Genomic DNA, 22,916 nt, shown 5'->3' on the forward strand with positions numbered 1-22,916 from the left:
TCCTGCTCATGGATGCAGTCTTATGGCAGTGACTTACTATAGTTTTAATAAGCATTTTAAAAATTATTAAAAATGAAGACCTTCTTTTTCTCCCTGTTTATCACCGGACTGCTTTTCGCTGTCAACCCTTATTCTGTCAATGCCTCCTCTACTCCGGCTAAGAACAACAAACATGTTGAATTAAAAAGAGCAAGGGTACTGCTCTCTTTTAAAGTATCCAATGGTTCGGGTCTCCAGTACAATGCCCTGTATGCCCTTTGGAATGGTACTACCGGCACATACGGCGTACAGTTAAGTGATGGTTTCACCACACAGGTATCTGCACAGGAAGGCGATGTACTTGAACTCAGGGGGTACCAGCTAGGTTCCAGGCAAATCGTTGTCACTGCTGCTATAGTAGCAACAGGTGGAGCTACCCTCTGATTTTACAGGAATTATCAAACGCAGAAAAGCCTTCAGGTCTTATCACTTGAAGGCTTCTTTATTTTCAGTAATCCTGCTTTCTTTATATTTGCTAATATGTCTTTCGGGAACGGTTAACAAATCCGGGAATTGTACCAATGGCCCTTACCGGATCAACGCTCCATTAAACACTGATATCATCACTTATAATATTCCCTGATAAAATCAGAAAAAGGTCCCAGATTATCCGGCTTTAGCCGACCTTCCTGGTATCCAAATACAATTGGATCAGGATGGCCATCGGCTTTAAAGTACCAAAATATGTATCCCTGGTGCATCATAAAAACAAAGTCATCACCAGCAAGAAAATTCGCTGCTCCATCTTCTTCTAAAAGTTCAATAGCCCCTATGTTTAAGTCAGGATAATCATTGCGAAGGTCTGTTCCTACTAAATCGGGAGATATAGCGTAAGAACAACGCCGATAAAATTCTTTGTAAATGGGAGGAAGTACAATTTTGTTTTCCTGTTCTATTTGTGAAAGTTTGTCCATATCGGACGATCCTGTTTTAAGTCGGTGTATGAGCGGCGAATGCGACAGCAACCGACTAATCAGCCCTATTAATCTGGTCATAAAATCACTGAATGAGTTATCTCAGCCCAAAGTATATTTCTAAGCAATAGTATATTCATGACCTGGTATTTCATGTCATGAATTTAGTTGAAAATTCTTATACACAAATGAGCATCATTAAACATGTATGCAATGGCTTTTTCCATGACAACCAGAAAAACAGCGCGTATTACACGTTCAGGAGCGGATATAACTTCTCGGTAATGGCAGACAATATCTTTTCAGGGTGTTTAAAAATGAAAAAATGCTTACCAGGGAGTTTCCGAAAGTCAACAGTAGCCACCGTTTCTTCCTGCCATAACCGGATATCGTTATCGGTCATTTTTTCTTCCGTACCTGTGATAACGGTAAAGGGTAAGTTCAGCGGCAGACCAGTGGGTTTATACCGGAAAGTTTCAGTAACCCGGAAATCTGCGCGAAGTATAGGTTCAAAAAAATCAAATAACTCGGTATCCGCTAACACCTCTTCCGGCATACCATCCAGCACCCTCATCTCCTCCAGGAAGGCTCCTTTCTCCATCAGGTGTCTTTTCTGTTCGCCCCAGGTGGCTGCGGTGGGTCCGGTTGTTCCGGTAATAAACAGGTGCAGTGGTGTACGGTGACCAGCTGCTATCAGCTTCTGCGCCAGCAGGAAAGCTGTAATTCCGCCCATACTATGCCCGTAAATGGCATATGGCCGTTGATCTACCTGCCCCCTCATGATCTGATAAAGGTCATCGATAATCGCGTCCATATCCGTTAATGGCGTCTCATGTATTCTGGCGCCTCTGCCAGGATACTCCAGTGGTATGACTTTGAGATATGGTGGCGCTCCCGCCATCGCATTCACGTAAGAGTATTTGCTTCCGCCGGCAAAAGGCAGGCAATAAAGATCAATCGTTCTCATGAGAAATATCTACATGGGTTTATACAATAAAAAATAAGTGATCAGGCCTCCGCATAAATGGTAATATCCTCTTCAATCAGTTTACCGTAATCCATCCGGTATATTTTATCTGCACAATGATAGTACCTGTCATCATGTGTGATCGCAATAATAGTAATCCCCTCCTGTTTAAGCAAAGGAATGATCTCTGTATAAAACTTTTTTCTGAAGTACGGATCCTGGTCAGCGGCCCATTCATCAATGATCAGCACCGGTTTCTCTTCCAGTAGGGCTGCAATCAGTGCCAGCCGTTTCCGCTGCCCGGTAGAAAGATCGGTGGTGGAAAAACCGGTTCCCTCCATTTTGATCTTGCCTTCCATTTCAAACAACTTCAGATAATAGTGCCATTTGGCCATATCCGGATGCTCCAGACCTACCAGTTCATTGAATAGGTAAAAGTCGCTGAATACTACTGCAAAACAGGTTTTATAGGTATTGTAGTTGTCAGGTGTAATCAGGATCTCATTCAACCGGATCTCTCCTCCGGTAGGTATACACAGGCCCAGCAAAGTATGAACGAATGTTGTTTTTCCGCTGCCATTGCCGCCATAGATAAATATCACCTCTCCTTTTCTGATCTCAAAATTTACCGGACCAATGCCGAAACCGGGTGCGTCTCCTGCGTAGCTAAATTCAAGTTCTGTCGTGGTGATCTGATCAAAATCGGCGCGCCTGATATACTGTGCTGCCTCTTCCTGCTGTTGTCCGGCGGCTTCCAGTTCAGTTTTCAGCCTGGTAAGCCTGCCAGAGGCTACTCCTGCCCTGCTCAGGGTTGGTAACAATACCATGATCGTTTCTATAGATGTAAGCAGGTATAACAGCGTAAATATGAAACTTACTGTGTTATCGGGTTTTACATGCAGTACAATACTGAAGAAAAGCAGGATGGAAGATATCAAAATATAAAAAAGTATCTGCCCGGTAATCTGGTTGTTCAGGAAACCGGTAAAGGCGGCCGCATTATCACGATAGGCTTTGTCTGCGATCACAGCAATCTGTTTATTGTAAATGGCTTTCCCTTTACGGGGTTCCATAAAAATCTCCTTGAATCCATTCAGAATAGCATTGAACTGTTTGATAAAATCATCTTCCAGCCCTCTCGCCCGTTGGAAATCACCTGTATTTTTTTTGGCGGTAAAATGATAGATCGCTACACCGGTAAGCGCAAAAGCGAGTGTAATCAGGAACAGCACCCATGACACAGACGCCAGGTATACCAAACAGGAAAGCGCCATTACGGTGGCGGTGAAAAAATCAATGATACTGAGCGATGCCTGCGTAAGTATATTCACATCATTCACGATCACAGCATAAATATGTGGCTTCTTCTCCGCCATCTGCCGGTAACCGGCACCTAACATCAGGGAAAGGATTTGCTTACGCAACTTCCAGAACAACTGTTGAGAGAGATGTATGATGGCCAGCGACAATGTTCTTCTTGTCCAGATGAACAAGAGGATGATGGCCGCAAAAATAATAATATACTCCCGGCTGATGCCAGTAAGGCCACCGGCTATCAATAGCCCTATCACCCTGGTGACCATATTGATGAACAGGAAACTGCAAAGACCAGAAAAGATACCCGTCATTACATATTTCACCAATCCCCACCGGCCGGTCAATGGCAATACCATTTTCCATAGTTGCTTCATAATATTCAGTTGTATTGGCCTTATTGTGCCGTATTTGTTTCTGCTTTCATCACTTCTATCTCTTCTGCTTTTTTCAGCACATTGATATTCTTCAGTGCAAATCCATTGTATCCATTCACACGCTGTACGATCTCATACAGAAAAAAGGGCCTGTCGCTGATAGGTTTGATAAATTTCTGCAACAGATAGGTATCTTCTTCCTTGTCGATCAATATACCGTGCTCCTGCAACAAGTCGATGTCCATAGCGGCAAAGTCCGGATTCTCGCGCAACAGGGTATAATAGGACGGCGGGAAACTAACAAAGTCTACTTCCTTTTCAATGAGTGCTTTGGTAGTAGCCACAATATCTTCCGACAGGAAAGCCAGGTGATGGATGCCCGGACCAAAACGGTCAATGTTCTGCTGTACCTTGGACTTGTGAAGATACGTTTCCGCTTCTGCCATCACGAGCGTCAGCTTTTTATCGGGCGACTGATTAATGTTCAGGATCATGCCGGTCCTATTGTCTTCACTCCGCTGAATACTCTGCACATGCTGCGTACCAATGGCGTTGGTAAGATATTTTGTCCAGTAGGCAATCTCATTGATCCTCACCTCTGCGGCAATATGATCTACGGCTACCAGGTAGGCCGGCCCACCGGCTTTGCTCTTCCGTGCTTTGTAACCGGGTTTAAAGCTACCCTGATAGGAAGACCGGTCTATAAATACAATCTCGCTGTTATCATACAGTTTTACCGCCGCTTCTTCTACCTGTCCATATTCATCCGACAGGATCTCAGGAAACCTGGATGGTATAGCACCATGGGTGATACTGTGTTCGAAAGCCTTCCGTACATTGTCGGTCACCAGAGCAAATCTCCTGACACCACAGTATTGCTGGGCAATAAAGGTGGCTATTTCGTTACTGATCAGTGTATGTCCTGTTGGAAAAGAGGTGGTGAGTACCAGCCTTACATCTCCACTTTCCAGCACATAGGAAGCAGTGTTGATGGTTTCCGCCACCGCCGTGATCACAAAGCCCAATGCCTGCGTATGCCAGTAGGCCAGTGCTTTGGCCATCGGGGTGTATATCTCAACATAATCAATATCGTAACCTTTCAGAAAGTTATTAGTCATATGGAATATTTTAAAGATTATAAACGGATGCTTCTGCCATTTCAGCTTTGGAACTTACAGCTACCATGTGGTGCAGGTAATCCGCGAGTTGTTTTACGCCCTGTTCAATGGCCTGGATGGACAGGTTGGAAAAGGTTAAACGGATTTCATTCTCTCCACCTGATTTGAGATAGAAATACCGCATGGGGCAGAAGATGACATTATACCTGCTCGCGCTTTCAAATACGCTGTTGTTATCTATGGCAAAAGGCACCGTCATTTTGATGAAGAAACCACCTTCCGGCCTGTTCCAGCTAATTTCTCTGGCCCATTCGTATGCGCCGATATACCTGTCAAGGGCGTTGATCATCACCAGCTGCTTTTCCTTATAACTTTCAAATTTAGGTTTGCTCCAGGTACTCAGGCTATAATCAAGATCCAACAGCACACCTCCCAGGATGGCCTGGTTAATAGTTGGGGTATTGTTTGTCAGCTGCGCCTTTACCTTTACCATTTCATCGATCAATGGTACGGTTTCGCCGTAGGCATTTTCTATCTGTTGATCTGCTGCTATTAATCCCAAACGGAGGCCAGGAAACAACGATTTAGAGAAAGAGCCCACATAAATTACCCGGTTGAATTTGTCGAGCGATTTCAGCGTAGGGTTTTTCTTCTGTGCGTAGGTAAAACTGTTATAAACGCTGTCCTCTATAATCAGGAAATTATATTTCTCTGCCAGTTCCAGTAGCTTAAGGCGGTTGCCCACAGGCATACAGGACCCGGAAGGATTCTGATAGTCAGGGATCACATACAGCAGCTTCACTCTTTTCCTTGCACTGTTGAGCGCCAGCAGCGTATTTTTCAGCTCATGTAGATTGATACCTTCTTCATCGGTGGAAACACCAGTGATATTATAATCAAATATCTTTGCGAAAGAGCTGAGACCTATATAACTGGGATCTTCCACCAGGATCACATCATCTTCCCGCTCACATATAGCAGATACAATAATGGCAAATGCTTCCTGCGCTCCTACTGTCATCAGGATATCTTCTTCTTTTACATAAATGTTCTCATCCCTGCGGAGATATTCTGCAACGATGTCATTCACGATACCTTTCGTTTTGTTATACTGGCCGATCTTGTTAATGACATTTTTTCTTGACTGACCTGTCTTTGCTACCAGGTGATCTACGAATACATCAAATTTTGACATATGATCTGTAATGTCAAAGAAATTCTCATCCGGCTGACCGGCAACAAATGAAAGTGCTTTGGGAAAACGATATTGTATATCATTCAAAAATCCGATCACATTATTGAATCCTTTGCCGAGATGCGTATTAACGTGGTAGTTTCTCAGTACAAGATCCGGCGCCGTCAACAGCAGATGCTGTTGCAATGTAGCTTCCAGGTTCTCCAGGCAGTTGAAAAGATCATCAAATGAATTGATGATAAAATATTCATTCTGTAGTTTGAATGGATTGTAGAGGGTCTTGAAAATATGTTCCAGGTCAAATGCATACTTTGGCGTTTTGTCGCTGTAAACATTACCGATTTCCTCGGCAGAGGTGATAACTGCGCCGCCATATGGTTTATGCTGGCCATCTTCATGGATCAGCCCCATTTCATAGGTGAACCAGTATAACCGGCCCAGGAGCTCCACGGCCCTGTCATGGTTGATATACTTAATGGCGATGATGCTGTAAGCTGTGAGGAAACGTGTAAATTTTTCATTGGTCAGCAGCGGCAGATGTCCACAGATATCATGAAAGATATCAGGTTGTTCACTGAAATCCAGTTCTGCAGGCTTTCTGAGCGGCACGGTAACGGGATACTTTTTGTTGATGAGCATGTAGAAGAAATCTTTCGTGGGCAGCAGTCCGGTAACCGGCACCAGCGTCCATCCTGAAATGTCTTCCAGCCGTTTGCTTACATCTTCTATGCGTACCACTTTCTCCCTGTCTATTTCCAGGTTAATAAATCCCTGAAGGTAGTCACGGGATATTTTGCTCTGATCCAGGGCGCCCTGTCTTTGACAAAGGGTTCTCCAGGTGTGATGGTCTTCACTTGTATAACTTTCGTAGTCCTGGTTAATAATATACTGTTGCATCGATATTAATTTAAATGGGATTAAATAATTTTTCCGGGATTCAGTATGCCGTTGGGATCAAATACCGCCTTTATCTGTTGCATCAACCTGAGATGTGTATCTGAGAACTGCAGGTGCATCAGGTTTTTCTGCAATAGCCCGATGCCATGCTCTCCTGATATTACCCCACCATGTTCCAGTGCCCAGGTATATATTTCTTCAACTGTTTTTGCCATCCCCTTCTCATCATGTGCGGTTGTTTTATCCAGCAGCAGCATGGTATGCATGTTACCATCCAGTGCATGACCAAAACAAACGACCCGAATGCCATTCCTGCTGCCTATAGCCATTGCTGTTGTGATATACTGATGAAGCACCGGCAAAGGGACGCAGATATCGATGTCGCGGTACCGGCGGCTGCCATGCGTAAGTGCTGTACCTATGCTGAACCGGAGTTTCCATAGCTTTTCCATTTCGGCTGCATTGCCGGCGGTGAGGATATCTTCCTTTGTATACCTTTCCAATAGCGTCGCTGTTTGTTCCATCGCCAATACCAGATGGGGGTCGGTAGCTTCCTGCAGGTTTATCAGCAAGTGCGCATGGATACCATCTTTCACCAGTGGTTGCGGATGCCCCAGGTAGGCGGCCGTGATTTGCAGGGCATCATCACAAATCAGTTCTACAGCTGATGGTGACAGAGAAGATTGCCGGATAGCAAGTACAGCGTCAAAGGCGCTTTCCAGGCTACTGAAACCTGCCAGCAACGATACCTCCATCATCGGCTGACGAAGCAGCCGGTATACTACTTTCGTAATAATTCCCAGCACGCCTTCACTGCCAACGAATAAACGGGTGAGATTAAATCCGCTACTGTTCTTACTTACATTGGCGCCTGTCCAGATGATCTCTCCACCAGGTAATACCACCTCCAGGTTCATGACATAATCAGCGGTGCTCCCATATCTGCAGGAATTAATGCTGCCGGCATTCATCGCTACATTTCCGCCAACAAAAGAAAAAGTACTGCTGCTGGGAGCTACCGGGAAATAAAGACCATGCCCGGCTACGGCTTGTACCAGGTCGGCAGTGATCACACCCGAACCGGCTATTACATATCCTTCCAGTTCATTGATTTCATGGATCTGGTTGAAACGCTCCATCGACAACACTACGCCACCATACACCGGCAATGCCCCACCGGTGACGCCACTTCCGCCGCCACGCGGCGTTACAGGCATACCAAACCGGTTGCATACTTCCAGGATACGGGCTACCTCTTCCGGCAAACCGGGTTTAACAAGTACTTCAAATCCATAACTGAGATCAAGGGTTTGATCCTTTCCGTATTCCTGCAGCGAACCGGCATCCGTAAATACATACCGGGAGCCGCAGATATCTTCCAGGGCGCTGACCAGTGGAGTTAAAGCACTAATAGAGTTATCGGATGTCATCATTCAATCAGTTTATCAGGCTAACACTGCTTGTCTTTCATAATCGTATAACAGCTCTTTCTCTCCAAATAACCGCTCTGTCAGTATATTGCGCTTCGCGCATTCTTCTACCAGCAGGTTGGATTGCACAATGGGCTTTGACTCAGGGGTATATTTAATACTGCTGATAAATTCCAGCCATGGTTCCTGTCCCATCGCATATACATAGGCTTCTTTTGGATGAAATATATTGATCAGGTGCATACCTCGTTCATAGTCACAACCTGCCAGCCTGCGCGACTGATCATTGTCACGGGTGATGTCTTCCGTGAGTAGCGGACCATACAGCCAGGATAGCGGTGCGCCTTCACACTCCATACCCAGGAACAATACATCCACATCTCCCAGTACCCGTTGTATATGCTCATACAACTTAGCTTCCAGCACACGCGAATCTGCTACAAAAAGGAATTTGAAATGATCTAATGCCACATGAAAACAGGTCTTTGCCCGGATGTTCAGATCACAATGCTCGCCGGTAAATGGCAATCCTGTAATCACACAATCTCCGAAACGGACTTCTTCCAGTTCATCAATCTCTATTACATTGTTAAAACCCATGCTCTGGAATACCAGCTTCAGGCTGGGATCCTGTAATGCACCGCTGTTGGTAGCCGGTACGATCAGGTTCTTGATTTTATGACGCAGTGGCAGCAAGGTTTCCAGCACAATATGATCCTGGTGATTATGAGTGATCAGTACATAGTCGATTACATCAGGCAGGTCAATGTCAGAAAAATGTTCCACACTGGATTCGTATCCATAATAACTTACCAGCGGGTCCACGAGTATACTCACCTCTTTTGTTTCAATCAGTATACAGGCATGCCCGAAATAACGCATCCGGGCCTTGTCACCGGTATACTTTCTGTAGGCAGGATGATGCTTTTCTGTAAAGAAGGTATTAAACAACTCCCTGTCTTTGTCCGCTACGCCCAGAATAGCCGCTATCTCATCTACTGATCCCGGTGTTCTTCTCATCCTGCTCAGTACATCTATTCCTGCGTGATCAAATGGAATATCCAGGTGCAGTGTATCAGGATCATCCAGCTGTGGGGTACTCAGACAGAATGGACGTTCATCATTATTGGTGATCCATAAGGCGATACTCTGTGAGCCTTTGGCATAGAATTCACTCTTATACAGCAATGATTCAAATACGCGGTAAGCCGGGTTGTTATTGAGATCATATACCAGTTCAACATATCCCTTCAAAATATCAGGTACTTTATCATAGAGTGACTCCAGCGAGGAACCTTTGGCATTTGCTTTCAGCATTTTGTCCAGCTCCACGATTGCCTTTGCAAATGCAATCGCTTTTTCCTGCCTGATCTCTGTTTCTGCTTTCAGCTTCTTTACTTCATCTACGCGCTGCCCTTTATAATCCATGAAAGGACCGCCCAGCATTTTCGGATTACGCACTGCCGCCGCGTGTATCTGTGGTGACTGGATATACGAGTTCATGATTTTGAGGTGTCTCCCTACCACATTCATGGCAGCTGTAGCGGGAGAGATCAGATGGGTCCATGCATACCATCTGTCTACGAGCGGGCCAACAATCACATTTGGCTTTAGATACAAAAGCTGTGGGTTCATATATGTCCATTTTTGGGTTTAGAAAAAGTAACCATCAGTTTTCAAGCTTAGTGCCCGGAGGCGTGGCAAATACTATCTGTCCCGTAAACAGGGCTATCCCGGTAAGTAACCCGCCTACTACGCCGGCTGCAAGGATCAGGATGATCTTTGGTACGGACAGCAGCAGTGCTACTTTATCAAATACAAGTCCGTGGCCGATCATATCATAATACCAATCGCCACCAGACCATACCAGAAATCCGGCGAGCATGCCAACAGGAAAGGCGGCTATCTTCCAGCCTTTATAAGAAAGCACTACGCCCAGGATTAACACGGGTACAACAAAACTCCACCAGGGCAATACACTGAACTGCCGGGTGATGCAGATCAACAATACACAAAGTGGCAACACAATAATATTATTCTTCATGATCCTGCTTTTAGGGTCCAGGTGTTAACGGTATATTTTTTTGCTTCTGCTGCAGACAGGAATAAGTTCAGTTGATAATACTTCCCTTTATTCCAATCGCTGATAAAATTATCATAGTAGGGACTGCCGATATTACCGGACTGCCCTCCGGGATAAATGCCATATGCATGTGGTCTGTCGCCAAGTTCAACGACCATTCTCCAGGAAGGACCCCAGGTAGCCGACGTAGCATTGATGGCATCCGGGTGACCAGCTGCCGGGAGACCGGTGCGGCTTAGTGCAGGGATACCTGTCATATGCATAATGTCTACACGGTTCATTTGGCCCCACTCATTCCGACCGGTTGTTTCCAGTTCTTCGTACCGCTTTGCAGCGGCAATAAATGCGTCTGTAATGATATCGGGCGCTGCTTCTCTGCGGGCAGTAGCTATCCGGTCAAAATAAATATCACTGGGCGATCGGGTGATCATGTCTGCCAATACATATGGATCCGGTGCACGCAGGTAGAAGGAATAATTATACAATTCATCCCAGGTATCTTTTTCAATATTCTTCCACCACAATTCAAATAACCTGGCATTTTTATCCTGCAGATCATAGGTACCTTTCCAGCTATTTAATTTTTCCAGCAGTTGTTGCTGTTTACCGGATAGCGTTCCTGGCAGGATATTACTGATCAGCGCGGGCAATACGGTCACTGCTACATCATTTGTATTGTTCAGCTGTAAAGCCTCCATACTTGCGATATCAAATAAGGTATCTTTCTCCAATGCCTTCCTGATGCTGTTGGCCCTTGTTTCTGTATAATATCCATTGTAGTAATACGGGTAGTCCGCATAGGCAGGATGCTGATTGGCAGACACCACATAATTGCAGACAGGGTTAAGCAAATGCGGCAGGCTATCTTCCGGAATAGATGCTTTGGGAAGAAATGTACTATTCGTTCCATCAAGAATAAAACGACCTTCGCCCCTCCATTTCACTGCCATACTTCCCTGATGATTCACGGATATCGTATTATCCTTACCGGCAAACGTAAAGTTTTGTGCAGGGCAGGAAAAGTAGGCAATAGCCTTTTTATAGTCTGCATAATTGCTGGCTGCAGCCAGTTCTATAAAGGTTTTGAATTCATTGGAAGGGCGTTGCAGCTCCCATTTAAGGGCGTGATCATTCAGATCGGGCTGGTTTGCCTGAAAGCTGTTATTCATTACAACAGGGCCATGTATGGTACTGTAAACGGTATCATAAAAAGGCTGCTGACCTTTTCTTCTGATGGTGTCCACCCTGCTTTGCAGATCTGTCCATTTACCATCCAGCTCATACTTTTTATAGTCAGCAGATAATTTCAATTTGTACCAGTCCTTCACGTCGTCAGCGCCGTTGGTGATACCCCAGGCAATGTTCTCGTTAAACCCAATGGTAAAAGCGGGTGTGCCGGGAATAGAAACGCCATAAGCGTTCAGGCCGGGAGCAGACAATTGCATTTCCACCCAGATACAGGGTAAGGTAAGATCCAGGTGAGGATCATTTGCCAGGATAGGAAAACCTGACTTTGTTTTCTTACCGGAAACAACCCAGCTGTTACTACCTAAACGGGGATTATAGGGGCTTTTTTTGATCACGGATCCGGAAGACAGGAAATTGTAATCCAGGTAAGCCGGCTTCTTAAAAGGGGTTAATGGTTGCTGCGCACCGGTATGCCCGTTATCCACGATCGGTGTGATATGACCATTAAAATCAGGAAACAGTTTATTAAAATTATCTTCTCCCAATGCCAGTATCATTTTTGACATCACTACATCTTCATTGTATCCTGTCATCTGGGTCGCCATATATTTGAGGATCAATACACTTTTCAGTTTGGTCCAGGGTTCCGGCGTGTAGTTCAGCAGCTTATACTCAAATGGAAGATGTTCCTGATCCAGCTCCGTAATATAACTATTCACCCCGTTGGTATACGCTGTTAAAACGCTATCCGTTTCCGGATCCTGTTCCATCAGGGCCAGTGATTGCCTGGCTGCTTCCAGGATCCCCATACGGCGCTGGTTACGGTCGTACTCCAGGAAAACGGCCGGATCCTGTATTTCAGAAAGACGACCGGCAGCGGTATACGCCAGGAAATCCATCTGCCAGAGACGCAGATACGCGGTAACATATCCCTGGGTGAAATACAAATCACGCCGGTTGCCTGCATACACATGCGGCACTTTTCTATCATCAAAAAACACCTGTACCGTTGCCGACAGCTCCGGTTTATCCAGTGTTAAGGAGGGTTCCTGTAAACGTATATCTGTGCCATTCCTGACAGCTCCTGCAAACGGGTCCAATACATTCCCCAACGGAAAAACATTGAACAGTTGTAAAGACAATGCAAAGACCAGGATGATCAGCGCAAGCAATGGAAACAGCATATTTATATTAAATCTGCGCATATAATCATGGTTTAATAGTAGCTCTCTTTTTCTCTTCTTCCGCACTGTTGTTACCCTGTACTTTTTTCACTTTGCCAGTACCAAAGCGATAGGTGATGTTGAGTTTCACCACGCGTGTATCGTTCTTTGCCGTCCACTCCTCTTTCATACTTTCCAGCGTAGTATTCCAGCGGTAAGGTTCTGTCCAGAAGATATCACTTACGTTCAATACAATAGCGCAGCGGTTGTCCAGCAGCATTCTTTTTATGCCGAATCCAAGACTGCACGTAGGTTTAAAGATAGAAGGCCCTTCCTGGTAGCGGTGTTCATACCAGAAATTCAACTCCGCCGTCGTCTTTTTAGTGAGTGTAAAACTGTTGTCTGTACTAAAATAGAAAGATGGTATGCCGCTGTTGTTCAGCATATACCCGTTGACATCTCCGTTAAATAATTTGTAATACAGCGACAGGTTATTGTTGGCTGACCACCAGCTGCTGATCGAACAGGAATAACTCAGGTCAAGATTATAAGAAGATGCGCGACGGATATTGATTGGTTTAGTACCTGTTACTCCGCTGTCTGCGTCCGGGAAAGAAGCTTTAGTCAGGTAGTCCTGGTATAATGTATAACCTACTGTTACAAATAATTCATTCTGGTAAGAATAAGTGACCGCACCATTATAGGAAAGCTGCGGCCGCAGATAAGGATCTCCCTCTGTGTAGGAAATCGTATTCAGAATACGCTTCAGCGGATTTTTATCAGCATATGCGGGGCGATCTGTTCTCCTGCCCAGCTGCACATTCAGCCCTTGTTTCTCATTGATTTTATAATCAAGGAAAAAGGAAGGAAATAACTGCACATAATCCTGTTTCGTCACCTGCCCGGTAAGCACCTGTTCTCCTTTACCAATGGTTTGTTCCATACGAAGGCCCAGCTGCAGGGTTAATTTCCCAAATTCCCTGTTGAGGTTCAGGTAGGCGGCATTTATATTTTCTGTATAACGAAAATAGTTGCTGCGGGAGGAATCAGGCCGTTGCTGTTGATTTACGATATTAAAATAATCGTTGTCACTTTTCGAATCTACATAGCTTGATTTCAGCCCTGCTTCCAGTTTCATTTTGTTGGCAAGTGGTTGGGTATAGTCAGCCTTTGCCGCATAAATATGTAAACGTCCCCGTTGATCAAAAAGGATGTTGTCATGACTAAGAAAATTTCCATGCGCATCATTGGTCGTATTACCAATCTGCTGATTGGAAGTGTTGCCATAATCGTCATAATCCATATCTACGGATAATTCTTTACCGCTGGTATCCAGCTGATGTACCAGGCGCATACCGGCGGAATAGTTGTTGAGCCGGTCTTTTGTATCATTGGTAAAGTCGTATCGGTTAGTGATTGTACTGTGATTGTTATACTCATCAGAATGAGAATCTGTGATATTCGTATGCCGCTGAATGGTACCGCTGCCGGTAATGGATAAGGTAGTGCGGTCAGACAAAAACAGGTCGGCCCCTACCGTAGGCGTTGATGTGCGATAGGTGCGCAGCTGATTATTTTCAGAGGCCACCTCAGATTTCAACGCATTGTTGTTATAAAAACTAATCCGGGAAGAAGAATAGCGGATCTGTTTATTGAATACATAAGCGTTGCTGGCAAACAGGTTGACTTTATTATTTTTGTAACTGAGGTCAAAGTTGCCATTATACTTCTCCCGTCTTCCCTGCCCGGCACCTATGCCTACGCTGCCGTTCACGCCTTGTTTCCGGTTCTTTTTCTTTACGATATTGATGATACCACCACTGCCGCCGGCATCATACCTGGCAGAAGGCTTTGCCATGATCTCGATCTTCTGTACACTGGAAGCAGCCATACCGCTCAGCATACTGGCAAGATCATCAGAAGATAAAAGTGTAGGTTTACCATCTATATAAACGCTTACGCCAGCTTTGCCGTTCAGGTTGATCTGTCCATCCTGCCGTACCTGTACGCCAGGCAGCTTCTGCATTACCTCCAGTACGGAAGAACCAGCGCTGACAATGCTGTTCTCAATATTGGCAACAGTTCTGTCTATACGCCTTTCAATAAAAGGTTTCTCTGCCGTAACCGTTACTCCTTTGAGTTCTACCTGTGTTGGCTTCAATGCCAGTACCCCCAGGTCTGTGGTTGATTGATCTGCGCTGATAAGGATATTACGGCTAACCAGTTTTTCGAAACGGAGTAATCTTATTTCAACGAAATAATTTCCGTCTTTTACAAATTCAAAAGAGAAGATGCCATGCTCATCGCTGAGTGCTGTTTTATACACCACAGAATCAGCCGCTTTTTTAAGTAAAATAGTAGCGAAAGGAACAGCGCCGTTAGCCTCGCCTGTCACACGCCCTTTAATGATCCCTTTGTCAGCTACCTGGGCATAAGATAGCTGAAAAGTTAAAAGCAGAAAGGATAGTACACAGAAAAAAATAGGGTTCGATCTTGTCATAAATACCAACTATTGGATGAATTGTTTAGACATGTTTTTCACAGCCGGGAGCCATAACGCGCAATTAGCCGTTTTCACAATGGAAAAATGGTCACCTGAGGCATATGTAACGTTTACTTTCCTGAAATAGTTTGACCAACGCCTTGCAACGGGTGTATTTTTTCGCGCAGCTGTTAGTATGAGGGCCACTTCATCCGGCAATTGTTCCGGGAAATCATATCCGGCAGAAAGGGATGCTACGCACAATTGCCAGAGCCGGAAGAAAAGCCCCTGCTCTATCACCACTCCCCTGCTGTGTACTAATTTGAAAGCTTCTTCCGGGTCTTCGATATAATAATTTCCTCCATTCAACAGGTATTGCAACAAGAATGCACCACCGTCAAACCTGTTATTCATTTCTATGGAGCTATCAACTATATTCTCCTGTGGAAATGTTTCTATCAGCACAATATCCAGCACTGCTATCCTGCTATTTTTCAGCTGACGCAGCATCTCATACAATACGGTACCACCATAGCTGTGCGCATACAAATGAATACGCGTGGCACCACTGGCCTGTATAAGTGCTATATTATGTGCCGCCATTTCCGGAATAGTGGCAAGTGGGGCCTCTCCATCTATCAATCCTTTCATCTGCAATCCGTAAACAGGACCGCTGCCAGGTACCTGTTGTGCCAGTTCAACATATCCATCGCTAACACCAGGCATGCCAGGGATGATGAAAGTGGCAATACCTTCACCCGCCCTTAATGTTATCCGGTGCGGGTCTGCAGCAGGTTCAGATATTGTGATGTATGCTGCCAGCTGTTCGATGGTAGCATTTTTCATCACATCTGCCAGTCGCAGGTTAACACCTTCAGAAATACGGTTTACCCGGTTCATCAACTGTATCATCAGCAGCGAATGCCCCCCCAGGTCAGAGAAAGGAATGGTGACTCCTATGTCTTCGACACCCAGGAGTTCCTGCCAGATCTGTAGCAGCTGCTCTTCTGTTTCGTTACGTGGGGCAATCAACTCCGCATGGCCGGTGTGAAGCGACACTACCGTATCCGGTAGTTGTTTTCTATCTATTTTACCACTGGTGTTATATGGAAATTCTTCCATGAACACATAATGTGATGGTATGGCGTAAACAGGAAGTACCTGCAGCAGATGTTGCTTTAGTTCATTAAAAGGAATTTCCTGCTGACCTGTGTAGAATGCAACCAGTGTGTCTTTATGCGGTAATACCACCGCGCCCGTAACGTCTGCATGTGACAGCAGCGCATTTTCTACTTCACCCGTCTCTATCCTGTATCCACGGATCTTTACCTGACCGTCATTTCTGCCAAGGAAAACGATATTGCCATCCGGAAGCAGGCGCCCCAGATCACCGGTGCGATAAAGTCTTTCGCCCTGGCGGAATGGATTCCTCACAAATTTTTCGGCTGTCAGCGTTTCCTTATTCAGATAGCCTTTAGCCAGTCCATCGCCGCCGATACAAATCTCTCCAACGGCGCCGGGTGGCAGCAGTTGTTCCTTCTTCCCAAGGATGTATAACTGCGTATTCCAGATAGGGCGACCTATAGGTACCCTTATATCCTGTGGTGAGGTACTATAGTGAGAAACGTCAACAGAAGCCTCCGTTGGTCCGTACAGGTTTTGTAATGGTATGGTGGTGCTGCCATACCACTTTTTCACCGTTTCCAGCGAAAGAGCTTCACCACTGGTGATTACATGACGCAGGCTATTCAGGGAAAGAATATTGTTTTTATCATCAAATAAGGCAGTCATAAAGGCATTCAGCATGCCGGCTACAAAGTGTACCATAGTTACCTTATGCTGACTGATCAGGAACAGAATATTAGCGGGTGCAGCCACATCCTGCTTTTCACACAGTATCATTTTTGCGCCGTTGCATAAAGGCAGGAAGATCTCCCAGACAGATACATCAAAGGTAAAGCTGGTCTTCTGAAGGATCACTTCAGATCTGGTACATCCATACTGCTGCCACATCCAGGCCAACCGGTTGACGATTCCTTTCTGCGCAAGCATGCAGCCTTTGGGCTGCCCGGTAGAGCCGGAAGTATAGATGACATACAACAAGTCAGATGAAGTACTTGATGCTGGCAGATTGCACGTTGTATATTCCGCAGCGGTTTTATTGAAATCTGCCAGCATCGCGGCGTTGATCACTATTTTACAATTACTGTCCTGCATGATGTACTTCACCCTTTCTGCCGGATAATCCGGATCCAGTGGCACATAAGCTGCACCGGATTTAAGGATACCCAATATGGCTATGATCAGCCATTCGCTGCGTTCCAGCTGGATACAAAGCAGATCGTTGGGTTTGACTTTAAAATTACGTTGCAGGTAATCCCCCAACTGATTGGCCCGCTGGTTCAGTTCCCGGTAGCTGAGTGTCATATCCGCAAAGGCGATGGCTATATCATCCGGGTGACTCGCCGCCTGCTCTTCAAACAGAGAAATGATCGTTCTTTCTGCCGCATAGTCTGCGGTCGTATCATTAAACCCGGATAGTTGCTGCCATCGCTCCTCAGCCGTGAGTATATCCAGGTCTTCCAAAGAAGTATCCGGCTGCGTGGTTACTGCATGCAGTAACTGCAACAGGTGGGCAGACAACCGCGTTATCGTTGCTTCCCTGTAGATATCCGTATTGTAACGGATAGTGGTATGTAATTCTCCGTTGGTTTCTGCAAAATCAAACAACAGATCGAACTGCGCAGATCTGCTATCCGCCTCATATGCGTATACCTTCCATTGATCAGGCGCCTCTTCTTTTACAGCGTCACTATTCTGCAATATCACCATGATATTAAACAGGGCATTCCGGCTCATATCCGCAGGGAGATCGAGTAATTGCACCAGTTCATCAAACGGATAAAGTTGATGCGCATATGCTGCCATGGCCACCTCTTTCACCCTGGATAGTAAGGTGCTGAAATCTTCTTCTCCCCTGAATACGGTTCGCAGTGCCAATGTATTTACATAGCAGCCTATCTGATCTTCCAGGTCGGCATGTTCCCTCCCTGCCACCGGCGTGCCGATGATAAGGTCTTCCTGAGCCGTATATTTAAACAGGAGTGCTTTTACAACAGCCACCAATCCCATAAACAACGTACTATCTGTTGCGCGGACCAATTTACCGAGTCGTTCTGTGAGCGGTGCACTGATCACCGTTTTAACCGCCGCGCCATTATAGGTTTTGACAGCCGGACGGGGATAGTCACCGGGGAGCTCCGTCAATGGCAACTCACCCTTAAATTGTGACAGCCAGTATGCCCTGTGGGGAGCCATCTCTTCCTGCTGCTGCCACACCGCATAATCCTTGTATTGTATTCTTAAAGGTGTCAGTTGTAAACTGGCCTGTTTATATAGCAACAACAGTTCCCTGAACAACAATGACATCGACCAGCCATCGCTGATAATATGATGCATCACATAAGCAAATACCCATTTTTCTTTTTCCAGCTGATATAATCTTACTCTCAGCAACGGGCCTGCGGAGAGGTCAAAAGGTTGCGACAGATATGCTGTGATCGATTCTTCCGGATGTGAGCCGGTTACTTCTATTTCAAATGGCGCTGCCGGTAAAATCACCTGTCTGATGATTCCTTCTTCATCTTCCCGGAATACGGTCCGCAATATCTCATGTCTTTTCAGCAGCGTTGTAAATGAGCGGGATAACAAATCAGTATTCAGCGCTCCTTCAAACACATATACTGCAGGAATATTATAGGCCACATTTCCACCATCGAAATGACTCAGCGCCCATAACCGGCGTTGTGAAGCAGACAGTGGATAATATGGCTGTTCAGTAGCAGCAGGGATGGTAGCAAAAGCTGCCGAAGCAGTGGCGTCGATCAATGCCGCCTGATCTTTCAGTATGGGAGTAGTAAACATTTGTGCCAGCGTCACTTTGACTTCAAACACTTTATGTATACGGCTCACCAGCCGGGTAGCTTTCAGACTGTGTCCCCCCAGGCGGAAGAAATTATCATTCCTTCCTGGTATATTGACACCTAATATTTCCTGCCAGATAATAGCCAGTTTTTCTTCTGTACTGCCAACCGGCGCCAGATATACTGCCGCTGTTTGTGCAGGGGCAGGCAGCAGCCTGCGATCTGTTTTGCCGGAAGCCGTAAGCGGCAATGCTTCCAGTTGTACGTAACGGGCCGGAATCATATAAGCGGGTAACGATTGCCCTAACCAGGCGTCCAGTATAGCCGTATCCATCACAGACCGTCCTACCAAATAGGCCACCAGCTCTTTATCGCCATCTGTTGTATCCCTTGCCACCACTGCGGTTGCAATAGTATCCCGATATCCCAGCAGCGCATTTTCTATTTCACCGGTCTCGATCCTGAAACCACGGATCTTCAGCTGTCCATCATTTCTGCCGGTAAAAACTATATTACCGTCTTCCAGCAAATAGCCAACATCACCGGTCCGGTATAATCGCTCGCCCTGATGAAAAGGATGTGGTACAAATTTCGCCGCTGTCAGTTCCGGCAAGTTCCAATATCCTTTTGCGAGTCCGATTCCTCCGATGCAAATTTCTCCGGGTACACCCAATGGAAGTAACTGTAATCCTTTTCCAAGAATATATAACGAAGTATTCCAGATAGGTTTGCCTATAGGTATGATGGCATCTTCCGGAGCGGTAGGATAACAGGATACATCTACAGATGCTTCTGTAGGACCATACAGATTATGCAGGGGAATGGATGTTTTACTATACCATTTCTTCACCGTTTCAGGCGAAAGCGCTTCTCCACTGGCCATCACTTTATTCAGACTCGTCATCTGTCGGAGGTATCGCTCATCATCCGTTAAGGCCGCAATAAATACATTCAGCATGCCCGGTACAAAATGCACATAGGTGACCTGATGCCTGCTGATCAGCGTCAGCAACCGTTCAGGTGCAGCCACATCTTCTTTGGCACACAACACCATTTTTGCCCCAAAACATAAAGGCATGAATATCTCTACTACTGATACGTCAAAAGTGAAATTTGTCTTTTGTAAGATGACATCTGCGGCAGAGAACCGGTAATGTTCCCACATCCACTGCAACCGGTTTACAACTCCCTGTTGCATTAACATACAGCCCTTGGGTTTACCGGTGGAACCGGAAGTATATAGCACGTAAAGCAGGTCTTCAGGTATACCCACCGGCGGCAGGTTAATAGCTGAACAATGAGCTATCACTTTACGAAAATCATTTAACACTGATGTATCGATCAGCAAACKGCACTGACTATCCTGCAGAATGTAATTGATCCGCTCTTCCGGATAATCCGGATCTATGGGTACATAGGCGGCTCCTGATTTCAGCACACCCAGTATGGCAATGATCAGCCATTCGCTGCGTTCCTGTTTGATACAGATAAGGTCGTTGGGTCTAACTTCGTATTCACAGCGCAGATAATCCCCCAACTGGTTGGCCAGACGATTCAGCTCAGCATAGGTAAACTCCCGCTCTTCAAATACCAGCGCAATCCGGCCTGGTGCACGACGTACCTGTTCTTCAAACAAAGAAATGATGGTGTTGTCTGCACGATAGGTAGCAGCAGTATCATTAAACCCAAACTGTTGTACTTTTTCTGTTTCACTGAGGTGATCATTTTGATCAATAACCGCCGCAGGCTGTGACACCATATCTTCCAGTATGCTGGTATACAATGCACCTATACGCGCTGCTGTTAATCCGGCTTTCAGGGCCCTCGTCATATGAAAGCCGAAGCTGTAAACGCCGCCTGTTACACTTACGGTAAAGTCGAACCAGGTATTGGTGCTGCCATTACCTTTAATATCCAATGGCACAAAAGCACTGCTGCCAACATCTTCTTTCACTGCACTCAGTGCATGAAAATCTATATAGTTGAAGAAACTGTCAAAGAATGGATTGCCGCCGGCAACCTGTTCCCCGGTAAGCGTAGCGATTTCAAGTAAACTTAGCTTTTCAACATCTTTCAACGTAATCAGCTTTTGTTTTACTTCACTGATCAGCGAAGCATAACTACCGTCTCCGGCTACCGTCATCCTGAATGGAATGGTGTTCAGGAAACATCCGAGTACTTTTTCACTGTCATCCTGGCCTGGTCGTGTATTAGTAACTACTCCTGTAACAATGTCTTCCTCAAATCCAAGTATTTTAAGCAAACAGAGATATGCACTTAGTGAGATGGCTTTAACAGTCGTTTTAAGACCTGCCGCTACCTGTTGCAATGCCTGCAAGGTAGCAGGTTCCAGCAACTGCGAATAGTTGGTGAACTGTTCTGTGGCAGTAAAAAGATGCTGCCTTTTATAACCGGATAATTCTTCTCTCCAGAAGCTCCTGATATTTTCATCCCGTTTGTCAATTTCATGCTGAATGACAAAATCCTTGTACCCAGATCTGAGGCGGTCAGGCACAAAAGAAGGATCATGCGCCAGGTAGAGATAAAGATTATTCAGCTCTGTCATAAACTGTGCATCACTCCACCCATCCATGATAGCATGATGATACTGGCACACAAATATTACATTCCCTTCGCCCAGGTTGAAGACAGCAATGCGCCACAGCGGTGCAAGGGTAGTATCAAAAGGACGGTTTAGTTCAGCCTGCACAAAATCCTGTATGACCTGTTGCTGTTCAGACAGCAGCAAACCCGATAGCTCCTGGTAAGGAATAGATACCGGGATCTCCCTGCTCACAATCTGTACAGGCACTTCAAAATCATTGACATTAAAACCGGTTCGCAGGATATCATGTTTATCCGCCAACAGTTGTACTGCATAACGGAACCTATCTATATCAAACCCCGGGAATACACGCTGATGGATAATCTGATCATGAAATACACCTAGGCCGTTGTTCAGTGAAGAAGCGAATACCATTCCCTTTTCAATATCACTCATAGGGAACAGATCAGCAATATTTTCTGTATCGTCCAGTGAAGACAATACCCGTTCTTTCAGTTGTTCTATTTCTTCATTTACCTGTATGGCCAACTCCCGGCGGATACTGTTCTGTTCATTTACCACCGTATTGTTTACGGTTAACCAATCAAACAATTGTTCGATCGTATTATACTTGTAAATATCCGCGACCGGTACATCCAGCTGTATTCTTTTTTTCATTTCACTCACCATGCGCAGGATGCGGATGGAGTCACCACCGAGTTCAAAAAATCCTTCCCGGATACCTATTTTTTCTTTACCCAATATTTCCTGCCAGATGAGCACCAATTGTTCTTCCGTAGCATTACGAGGCGCCACATAGGCTATTCCTGAATCCATGCTGCCCGCTCCCGGAGCAGGTAAACGTTTCTTATCTACTTTACCGTTGGGTGTCAGTGGCAATTCATCCAATTGTATATAATCTGCTGGAATGGCATATGCCGGCAAAACAGTATTCAGGTAATTTTGTATCGACGACACATTCAACCCTTCATTACCTACAAGATAGGCCACCAGCATACCCTGATACGCCAGCACTACCGCAAAGGCAATGCCTTCATATTGTTGCAATGCCTGTTCTACTTCGCCCAATTCTATCCGGTAACCACGGATCTTTACCTGGTCATCCTTACGGCCCAGGAAATCCAATGTACCATCCCGGAACCAGCGGGCCAGATCACCGGTACGATACATCCGTGCGCCATCCCGGAACGGATGCTGCACAAATTTTTCCGCTGTCAGCGCCGGCTGATTCAAATAACCTGCCGCCACGCCATCGCCAGC

Annotated in this window: 12 protein-coding genes; 1 reads left to right on the forward strand and 11 read right to left on the reverse strand. The window is 45.6% G+C overall.

Going from position 1 to position 22,916, the window contains the following annotated elements; all coding sequences use genetic code 11:
- The first annotated feature begins 72 nt into the window (after nt 1-72).
- The gene (locus tag AC1DCV_RS35100; RefSeq protein WP_477027565.1) at nt 73-423 is read left to right on the forward strand and encodes a hypothetical protein; all 351 of its coding nucleotides are present in this window, start codon (nt 73-75) and stop codon (nt 421-423) included.
- Between the two features lie 179 nt (nt 424-602).
- Here AC1DCV_RS35100 and AC1DCV_RS35105 read toward each other — a convergent pair whose 3' ends face one another.
- The 11 genes from AC1DCV_RS35105 to AC1DCV_RS35155 form a co-directional block, all read right to left on the reverse strand.
- The gene (locus tag AC1DCV_RS35105; protein WP_477027566.1) at nt 603-953 is read right to left on the reverse strand and encodes a hypothetical protein; all 351 of its coding nucleotides are present in this window, start codon (nt 951-953) and stop codon (nt 603-605) included.
- Nucleotides 954-1,203: 250 nt separating this feature from the next.
- Nucleotides 1,204-1,920: a thioesterase II family protein gene (locus AC1DCV_RS35110; RefSeq protein WP_477027567.1), complete on the reverse strand. Its 717-nt coding sequence runs from the start codon at nt 1,918-1,920 to the stop codon at nt 1,204-1,206.
- A gap of 41 nt (nt 1,921-1,961) precedes the next feature.
- Complete coding sequence (locus AC1DCV_RS35115) at nt 1,962-3,611, reverse strand: cyclic peptide export ABC transporter (protein WP_477027568.1); 1,650 nt, start codon at nt 3,609-3,611, stop codon at nt 1,962-1,964.
- A 20-nt stretch (nt 3,612-3,631) separates the two neighbouring features.
- Nucleotides 3,632-4,729, reverse strand: a complete 1,098-nt coding sequence (locus AC1DCV_RS35120) for a 4-hydroxyphenylpyruvate dioxygenase family protein (RefSeq protein WP_477027569.1) — start codon at nt 4,727-4,729, stop codon at nt 3,632-3,634.
- Between the two features lie 10 nt (nt 4,730-4,739).
- Nucleotides 4,740-6,821: an aminotransferase class I/II-fold pyridoxal phosphate-dependent enzyme gene (locus AC1DCV_RS35125; protein ID WP_477027570.1), complete on the reverse strand. Its 2,082-nt coding sequence runs from the start codon at nt 6,819-6,821 to the stop codon at nt 4,740-4,742.
- A gap of 20 nt (nt 6,822-6,841) precedes the next feature.
- On the reverse strand, nt 6,842-8,254 hold the full coding sequence (locus tag AC1DCV_RS35130) for an FAD-binding oxidoreductase (RefSeq protein WP_477027571.1): 1,413 nt from the start codon (nt 8,252-8,254) through the stop codon (nt 6,842-6,844).
- 12 nt (nt 8,255-8,266) lie between these two features.
- Nucleotides 8,267-9,886, reverse strand: a complete 1,620-nt coding sequence (locus AC1DCV_RS35135; protein WP_477027572.1) for an MBL fold metallo-hydrolase — start codon at nt 9,884-9,886, stop codon at nt 8,267-8,269.
- A 34-nt stretch (nt 9,887-9,920) separates the two neighbouring features.
- Nucleotides 9,921-10,295, reverse strand: a complete 375-nt coding sequence (locus tag AC1DCV_RS35140) for a hypothetical protein (protein WP_477027573.1) — start codon at nt 10,293-10,295, stop codon at nt 9,921-9,923.
- A complete protein-coding gene (locus AC1DCV_RS35145) occupies nt 10,292-12,727 on the reverse strand; it encodes a penicillin acylase family protein (RefSeq protein WP_477027574.1) in 2,436 nt (811 codons plus the stop codon). The genes AC1DCV_RS35140 and AC1DCV_RS35145 overlap by 4 nt, the downstream gene beginning before the upstream one ends.
- Before the next feature lie 4 nt (nt 12,728-12,731).
- Nucleotides 12,732-15,185 (reverse strand): outer membrane beta-barrel protein, encoded by a 2,454-nt coding sequence (locus AC1DCV_RS35150; RefSeq protein ID WP_477027575.1) that lies wholly within the window; start codon nt 15,183-15,185, stop codon nt 12,732-12,734.
- 9 nt (nt 15,186-15,194) lie between these two features.
- Entirely contained in the window at nt 15,195-22,904 is a 7,710-nt protein-coding gene (locus AC1DCV_RS35155; protein WP_477027576.1) for an amino acid adenylation domain-containing protein, read from the reverse strand.
- Nucleotides 22,905-22,916 lie beyond the last annotated feature (12 nt).

The sequence above is a fragment of the Chitinophaga sp. 10T418 genome, assembly GCF_056394125.1.